This is a genomic window from Cellulophaga baltica, from assembly GCF_018861125.1.
GTDB classification, from domain to species: domain Bacteria; phylum Bacteroidota; class Bacteroidia; order Flavobacteriales; family Flavobacteriaceae; genus Cellulophaga; species Cellulophaga baltica_A.
In genome coordinates this window covers 1-7,721 of sequence record NZ_JAHKQN010000003.1, presented here as the reverse complement: position 1 = coordinate 7,721, position 7,721 = coordinate 1, and the positions used below count along the sequence as shown (strand labels likewise).

Annotated in this window: 10 protein-coding genes; all 10 read right to left on the bottom strand. The window is 30.8% G+C overall.

Annotation, left to right across the window (positions count from 1 at the left end; all coding sequences use genetic code 11):
* Positions 1–164: 164 nt before the first annotated feature.
* The gene (locus KO500_RS00090; RefSeq protein WP_215954459.1) at positions 165–596 is read right to left on the bottom strand and encodes a hypothetical protein; all 432 of its coding nucleotides are present in this window, start codon (positions 594–596) and stop codon (positions 165–167) included.
* Positions 593–1,102, bottom strand: a complete 510-nt coding sequence (locus KO500_RS00085) for a tetratricopeptide repeat protein (protein ID WP_215954458.1) — start codon at positions 1,100–1,102, stop codon at positions 593–595. The genes KO500_RS00090 and KO500_RS00085 overlap by 4 nt, the downstream gene beginning before the upstream one ends.
* A gap of 282 nt (positions 1,103–1,384) precedes the next feature.
* Positions 1,385–1,918 carry a YcxB family protein gene (locus KO500_RS00080; protein WP_215954457.1) on the bottom strand — a complete coding sequence of 178 codons (534 nt, stop codon included), beginning with the start codon at positions 1,916–1,918 and terminating at the stop codon, positions 1,385–1,387.
* A gap of 220 nt (positions 1,919–2,138) precedes the next feature.
* Positions 2,139–2,831 carry a hypothetical protein gene (locus KO500_RS00075; protein WP_215954456.1) on the bottom strand — a complete coding sequence of 231 codons (693 nt, stop codon included), beginning with the start codon at positions 2,829–2,831 and terminating at the stop codon, positions 2,139–2,141.
* A 142-nt stretch (positions 2,832–2,973) separates the two neighbouring features.
* Positions 2,974–3,429, bottom strand: a complete 456-nt coding sequence (locus tag KO500_RS00070; RefSeq protein WP_215954455.1) for a hypothetical protein — start codon at positions 3,427–3,429, stop codon at positions 2,974–2,976.
* A gap of 138 nt (positions 3,430–3,567) precedes the next feature.
* On the bottom strand, positions 3,568–4,668 hold the full coding sequence (locus KO500_RS00065; protein ID WP_215954454.1) for an AhpC/TSA family protein: 1,101 nt from the start codon (positions 4,666–4,668) through the stop codon (positions 3,568–3,570).
* Positions 4,669–4,897: 229 nt separating this feature from the next.
* Positions 4,898–5,794, bottom strand: coding sequence for a DUF5677 domain-containing protein (locus KO500_RS00060; protein WP_215954453.1), 897 nt, complete (start codon positions 5,792–5,794; stop codon positions 4,898–4,900).
* Between the two features lie 170 nt (positions 5,795–5,964).
* Positions 5,965–6,876 carry a hypothetical protein gene (locus KO500_RS00055; protein WP_215954452.1) on the bottom strand — a complete coding sequence of 304 codons (912 nt, stop codon included), beginning with the start codon at positions 6,874–6,876 and terminating at the stop codon, positions 5,965–5,967.
* A gap of 127 nt (positions 6,877–7,003) precedes the next feature.
* Positions 7,004–7,309, bottom strand: a complete 306-nt coding sequence (locus tag KO500_RS00050; RefSeq protein ID WP_215954451.1) for a hypothetical protein — start codon at positions 7,307–7,309, stop codon at positions 7,004–7,006.
* Positions 7,310–7,660, bottom strand: a complete 351-nt coding sequence (locus tag KO500_RS00045) for a hypothetical protein (RefSeq protein WP_215954450.1) — start codon at positions 7,658–7,660, stop codon at positions 7,310–7,312.
* Positions 7,661–7,721 lie beyond the last annotated feature (61 nt).

The window sequence follows — 7,721 nt, the reverse complement described above, 5'->3', positions numbered from 1 at the left end:
TTTATTCAGGACGGGTCAAAATTATGCCTAACGTGTTTGTATATGGTTTGTTACGTGTTTTAAGCACCTAATTTAGCAAATACAAACCGAATAGAAAATCCGCGAGGATTTTCGTAAGTAGGCTAGAACTAGCAATAAATTATATACGGTGTTAGGCAACGTATTTATTTTAGTTTAAATTTCTTTCCTTCCTTATAATCAACTGGCAGTTTTGGACTTTTTATTCCAAATGGTCCAGAACCATTGTCGTTATAATAATATTCTTTTTTATCATCTGAATATCTACCTGAACAAAGCAAATTAAAAGTTGTACTTTTTCTACTCGATTTTAGCACGTTAATATCAATCCAAACAGGCACTTTTCCTTTCCGATAAAGTAATTCAACAACCTCTTGGTCAGTTAAATCCAATTTCATTTTTCCATCATCTTCTCGATAAATATCAAATTGAGTAAGTTTTGGGTCATCTGTCGAAGCATTTAAAATCACATTATACTTGAAATCAGTTGTCAGCTTGTTTTTTATATAATTCTCCGCAAATTTTAGAGCAACTAAACTTGCACCTTTTAAATGAAATAAGAACTCTTGTTTTGTCATTTTCTGATTAGTTTTTCAATCCAATTTTTTCGTTCGATTCCGAGTCCTTTTTCCAATTCCGCTATTTCGTTCTTTGTTGGTTGAAATCTTGGTTCAATTTTCTTTGCTTGTTTAAAATCAGATAACGCTTTTTCTAATTCTCCATTTTCCTTTCTTAAGTAAGCTCTACATCTCCAAAAAGTTGCGTCTTTTGGATTTAATTCGATTGCTTTTCCATAATCATTTTCAGCGTCTTGATTTTTATTCCACTTTTTATTCAATTCCGCACGATTTGAGTAAGCTATCGAATTCTGCTCGTCAAATTCAATTGCTAAATTCAAATTTTCAAGTCCTTTTTCCAGTTGTCCGATTTCAAAATGAGCAACTCCTAAATTATTAAAAGCATTGCTATTCTTTTCCGTTTTCAGTTTTTCGTTCAGTTCCGAAATTGTTTTTTCGTATTCCCACATTTCGTCGAAGAATAGAATTCGGAATGATTGATTATATAGTTCTGAAGTCGGTTTCATATGTTGCCTAACGGTTTAGCTATGAACAGTACGGGAGCAAACTAGCGTTTGCTTTCCGCCACGCACATAGCGAAATCTTTTTGTTTTGTTTTTTCTTTTCCTTGTTTAAAGCAAAATCCCAAAGATTTTGCGGACTTCATAAAAATACGCAAACCCCGCGGATATGCCCGAAGCCCGTATTGTTTATAGGTTTTGTTGGCAACAGTTTTTCTCCGTTCGAGTTGGAAGTCCCTTTGCAACAGTTACGTTTGAGTAGGGTCCATTTTGCATAAACTTGCTCAATTAATTCCATTCCCAATTCAAGTGCTCAATTATTGGGATATTAAGTGCTTTCCATTTCTCTTTTAGTTGGTCCAAATTCTTAAGTTTCTTTTTTGAAATAATAAAAGATGACCCATTAGATAGCTTTACAAAAAAATTATTAGGCACTTCATTTACGCATTCAATTTCAGATAATTTTGTTTTTCCTTGTCCAGTTTTGTCCTCGGTTATGAGATATTCGGGAGTGAATTCCATTGTTTCTTTTTCTCCGATTCTTTTTGAATAACTGTTTTTAATAATTTTTGATTGGTGTTTTTTCATCCGAGATTTGTAAAGTTTATTAAAAAACAGAATGGACAAAATTGCTAAAACACCAAATAAAATTGCTAACTCAATATTGTCGGAGTTATATAAATTCAGACCGAAATAAATAAAGAAACCGGCAAGAACGAATTTGCCAATCTTTTCTATCTTTTTTGCATTCTTACTCTCTGAAATTGAAAATAAATGATAGTCCAAGAAATCATTTTCCTCAAGTATAAATTCTAATTTCATTGTTTAGTTTGAATTGTTGCCAACGGCCTTGTGTATGAAACGTAGCGTGTAAAAAGGTGCTACTTTTCGGATAAACACAGAGCCGAATTTTTATATTTTGTTTTTAACTTATCAATCTTAAAAGCCAAATTTAAAAATTTGGCAGACTTTGTAAATACGCACAAACTTTTCGATTTAGCACTTATTAGCTATGTTTTATACACGTTGTTGCCACACGTTTTTATTTTCTATTGTCAATAACTACTCGAAATTTCGTTGATCTCTCAATTTCCTTTCCATTAGATTCAATTTGGAATAAATATTTTCCTGCCAAATGGTCTATTCCGTTTTCTTTAAGATCTTTTATTTCGAGCAAGTCAGTTTTAATGACATTATCTATCTCTTTTTTGTCCAATGTAATTAATTGCCCATTTATTTTATAATTCCCGTGAACATAATCGCTAAATCCGATTGCAAAGTTGTCAAAGATATAAGTTCCGTCTGTTTTGAAATCAATACTTGTTCCATTAAAATCTCCATCATAATAAACACGAACCAAAGTCGGTTTATTAAATTCCGCATTATTTTTTAGATAGATTCCGAAAATTAGTCCGATAAACACAATTCCGATTATTCCACCAATCCAAAATCGTTTATTTTTAGTCGCTTTATATTTCTTATAATCTTTTCTAATTGACCAAATCCAAAATAAAAATCCGATTATGGAAATTCCGCCAACAATGAATACGTCAAATAGAAAGCTCGAAAATCGAAATTGATAAATTCGATATGATAGAAATGTTCCAATTCCTAAAATTATTATCAATCTAATTAAATGATTTTTGTCTTTCATTCGGTTTTTTCTCAAATGTGTGGCAACGGTTGAGCTATGAACAGTACGGGAGCAAACTGGCGTTTGCTTTCCGCCACGCACATAGCGAAATCTTTTTGTTTTGTTTTTTGTTTACCTTGTTTAAAGCAAAATCCCAAAGATTTTGCGGACATCATAAATATACACAAACCTTTAGATTAAGCCCGAAGCCCGTATTTTTTATAGGTTTTGTTGTAACCAGTTTTTATTTCGCAAACATTTTCCATTCTCCGTCACATTTCATACCCCAGTTTTCAGCTTCTTTATCCAAATCCATATACCAGAAGTTTCGTCCTTCTTCAAAGCCACTTCCGAGCATAGCAGAATCAACTAAGATATTAAGGGAGGAAAATCCAATTAGCAAAACAACAATTACTTTATAGATGTTATTGATACTTTTATTTGCTCCTATTTTATTAATTAATTTGTGAATGGTGTACCTAAGAAGAAATATTAAAACACTCCAAATTATAGTATTTAGAACTAGTCCAGAAATACTATAGAAGTACTCCATTGAACTTCCTAAAGATTTTTGCTTAAACACTAAAGGACTACCGTAATAATCAGGGAACATTTCTTGTCCCACACAAATATATTCCACTCCTAAAGTTAAAGACAATACAAATCCAAAAGCAATGTAAGGAATGACTATATATTTCATTTTTTAAATTGGTTACAACGTGTTTGTATATGGTTTGTTGCGTGGTTTAAGCACTAAATTTAGCAAATAAAAACCGAATAGAAAATCCGCGAGGATTTTCGTAAGTAATCTAGAACTAGCAATAAATTATATACGGTGTTACAAGCTGGCTTTTTCTACTAAAATTTCATTTAGTTTGTCATTCAATTTTTCTCCTCTTAAGTTTTGTCCAATAATGATTCCTTTTTTATCAATCAAGAAATTATCAGGAATTGAATTCACACCATAAGTAAGAGAAGCAACATCTTTCTTTTTTAATTCACTTACGTGTTTCCAAGGAAGTCCATCTTTTTCAATTGCTTTTAGCCAACGCTCTTTATCTAAATCTTGTGAAACAGCAAAAACTTCAAACCCAAGAGGATTATATTTTTCATAACTTTTTACAAGGTTAGGGTTTTCTTTTCTGCAAGGACCACAACCTGAAGACCAAAATTCTAAAAGAATAACCTTACCCTCAAAACTTGACAATTTACTTTTCACTCCGTTAATATCATTCATTTCAAAATCGACATATTTATCTCCAATTCTAAACTCTTTATTTAAACTTAAATATTTCTTTATAGATTGTCCATAAGTTGAATTTTTAAGTCTTTCACTAAAACCATTATATAGTTCTAATACTGATTTTTTATTTAATGACGTTGAATAAAAATCAAGAGTAGAAGCACTCACATATGAATCGGGATTGTTTTTAATAAAATCAGCTTCTATTTTAAGTCTGTTATTATGAACTTTTTCAAGTTCAAAAGAGGCTATTTTCTTGAGACTGTCGTTAACTTCTTTATCTGATACAAATCTTGAAAGACTATCTCTTTTTTTTCTGTAAACCCAAATTGGTTTCCAAAGCTTTTCACTTTCAATTTGCGATTGAGAGCCGATGACTTTAGCATTTTTAAAATCTCCTTTTTCTGACTCAAAAGTAATATTGCCTTTTTCTAGCCAAATACTCTTATAATCCATTGTTTCTTTTATTAACAAATCGAATTCAGTTGGTTCTTCTATTACTCCGTTAAAACTAAATTTTTCATTAATAATTTTGACGGAATCTTTCGATTTACCGTCTTCTAATAGATAAATCAAAGTATTATTCGGGATATTTTTTGCTAGTCCGTTTAAATTATATTCGTTTCTATTATTTTCTGAACAGCTTGAGGTTAGAATTATAATAGAAATCAATAGTGTCAGGTTTATGTTTTTCATAGGTTGTTATTTTTCAGCTTGCTTGTAACGTCTCGGCTATGGCAAGTAGGGCAGGCAAGGAAACTTTTCGTTTCCGTCTGGTCTGCTAGCCAGAGCTTTTTGTTTTGTAATTATTTTTTCTTTTTTAATTGCCAAATCCAAAAGATTTGGCGGACTTAGTAAATAAACCCAAGCCTTTAAATGTAGCACTTTATGGCCTATTTGTTATAGCCATTGTTAGCCACAGTACTTATTCCGTACCGAATTCATTCCAAAACAAAATTGTTGTTTTAGTTTCCTCATCATATTTTTCAAAGACTTTCGAAGCAAATTCAAACTTGTTTTTCAACCCGACTATAACTATGCAATTTATCATTTTTACAAGCCTTAAGGAATTTAGAATAGAATCATTATTTTCCTTTGAACCTTTATTCAAAGTTGCTTGTCCATTCATTTGGATTAGAGAAATAAATTCAGAATGTGCATAATTTGAATATAACTTATAAGGTGTCTCAAAAAGGGAATTCTTTAAAACACTTTGAGTTATCAATTTTGACCAACTTACAAGCCTCGGTAGTCCATATGTGTCCAATTTATATAATCGATGTTTGTCAATAGTTTTATAAAATTTAGATTGTTCAATTACTTTTTTTAAACGCTTAATTTCTTCTAATTCCGTTTTTAGTTTTTCATTGACATTTTCCTTTAGTTTTCCTTTTCCGTCAAAAAAACCTTGTCTTGATTTATAGCCCGAAATCTGCCAAATGTAAAACCGAAAATTCCTTTCTTCTAAGTCTAAATCATTGAAGAAAAGATATTCTAACGTTAAAAATGCTTCAATTATGGAACGGGTAAGTATGTTTATTGATGGGAAATCTAATAGTTTTACATTACTGTCTTTAGTCAGAGCAGAAACTTTTGTTCCTTCTCCCAATTCGATAATGCTTTTTGTAGCAAGTAAAATTTTAATTGAAAGGGTTTCTATAAAAACTTCGCCTTCTCCGAGTTTAGGCTTTGAATCGTAGATTGATTGAATTAATTCGGTACTCGCTTTGGTAATAAATTCTAAACTTTTATAGTTATCAGGAACGGAATCAAGTAGATGAAATTCCTTTAATGCTATGAAAGTTTTTAAATCAATTTCCAATGTTGAATTCTGTTGATATTTTGAGTATTGTGGCTAACGGTCTAGGCTATGAGTAGTTGTGTGGGTTAGTACTTAAATTTGCAAGTACACACCAAACTGAAAATCCGCGAGGATTTTCAGAAGTAGGCGAGAACAAGCAATTACTTATAGCCATTGTTGCCAGTAGTTTTTTATTCAGTCATTATTTGTTCGTTTATTTTTTCCGCAATTAACGAATCAACGATTACTTTACTTTTCACTTTAATTTCAAGATAGGAAACCAATTCATATCCATCTTCTCGGTTATAAGAGTCATATTCCTCAATTTTCTCAACAATTCCATTTTTGCCATAATAGTATTTAGTCTTTTCTTCCAATCCATCTTTTGTTAATTGCAATTCTTCGATTTCAATCAAACGACCAAGATTGTCATAAGTTCTAATTTCTTTTTTTGAGTAATCTTTTCCGTCATTATAATATGTCTGGAATAGGCCAATTCTTTGACTGTCAGAATAAGAATAATTCGTTTCCCAATTCAGTTTTCCATTATAAATCTGCTGTAACTTTAAAAGATTTCCATTTTCATTGTATTCTCTTTTGTAATAGTAAGTTGAATCAAAGAACACGCCTTGATATTCGCCATTTTTATTATACCAATAGTCGGTTTGAGTGTAAATCGTATCCGATTTAATTTCATACATTTTTTCCGATATAATCTTTGATTTCGTGCTATCTAAATCATACTTTTTATAAAACTGATATGATAGATTTTTATCGTAATCTGTTTCCCAAATGTCCACTTTTGTTTTCAAACCATTTGAATCGTAGGTATAAATATTGATTTGGTTTAAAAGCCTTAAGTCAGTATTGTGATGTTTTCCAAAACTTATTGATTCAAGCAAAATTCCATTTGAATCGAAATACATTTTTGAAAATGGTCGATTTTTTCGGTTCGTTTTCTTTTTGGTCAATTCGTAATCTGAATTTCTTTTGAAGTTATGTCCAACTAATTCAACCTCAATTTCTCCAACTTTTTCAGTCGGTTTTTGTCCGAATAAATTCAGAGTAAATAAGATTGTTAATATGAAAATCGAATGTTTCATCAAATTACTGGCAACGGTTACGTATAAGAATAGTGCGTAGTTTGAGTGCGAGGATTTTCCGAAGGAAAATCAGACGCAAGCAAACAAGCACTAACTTTAGATTTAGGAATAAACTTACGCATTATTTTTATACAATGTTGGCAGTAGTTTTTATTTTTCGTTTGTTTTTATTTGTCAAATATTTATAAATTCCATTTCCTAAAATCCCGCCAGTAATTAACGAAATTATCAAATTCAATAAATTCGGACTTGGATGTCCATTGTCAGCAGGTCCAGCACTATAAAAAAGGTTCAAAAATGAATTCATTTCGTTCAAATGATAGTAACAAAGGTCTGGAATTAATAAATCATAAATTAGAGTAAAACTAATCAGACACATTATAATTCCGCCAACCGAAATAAACATCCATTTTAGAGTTTTACTTTCTTTCATTTATTCTTCGTTTAAATAAGTTTTAAATTCTGCTGAATAGTAATTACCGTTTTGATTTATTTCCTTTTCATCAACATTATAATCTACAATATCTTTATCCGATGTAATTACTATGTAAAATCTATTATTTTCAAATTGTCCAATTGCGGCTATTCCACGCTCAGATTTATCTTTTACAGTTAAGCCTTTTGGTAGAGTAAATACAGTTTCATTTCCCATAAAAAAACCGACTTCAATATCTTGTTTTAAAATTCCTAATTCATTAGAAGGTGAATTAAAATTATTCCAAAATATTCCGAGAATCAAGATTATATTAAGAGCGATTGAAATCCAAAATAAGGCTTTTTTCATTAGTTGAATAGTTTAAAGGTTGAGTGATTTTTAAATTACTGCCAACGGTTGGGCTAAGCGT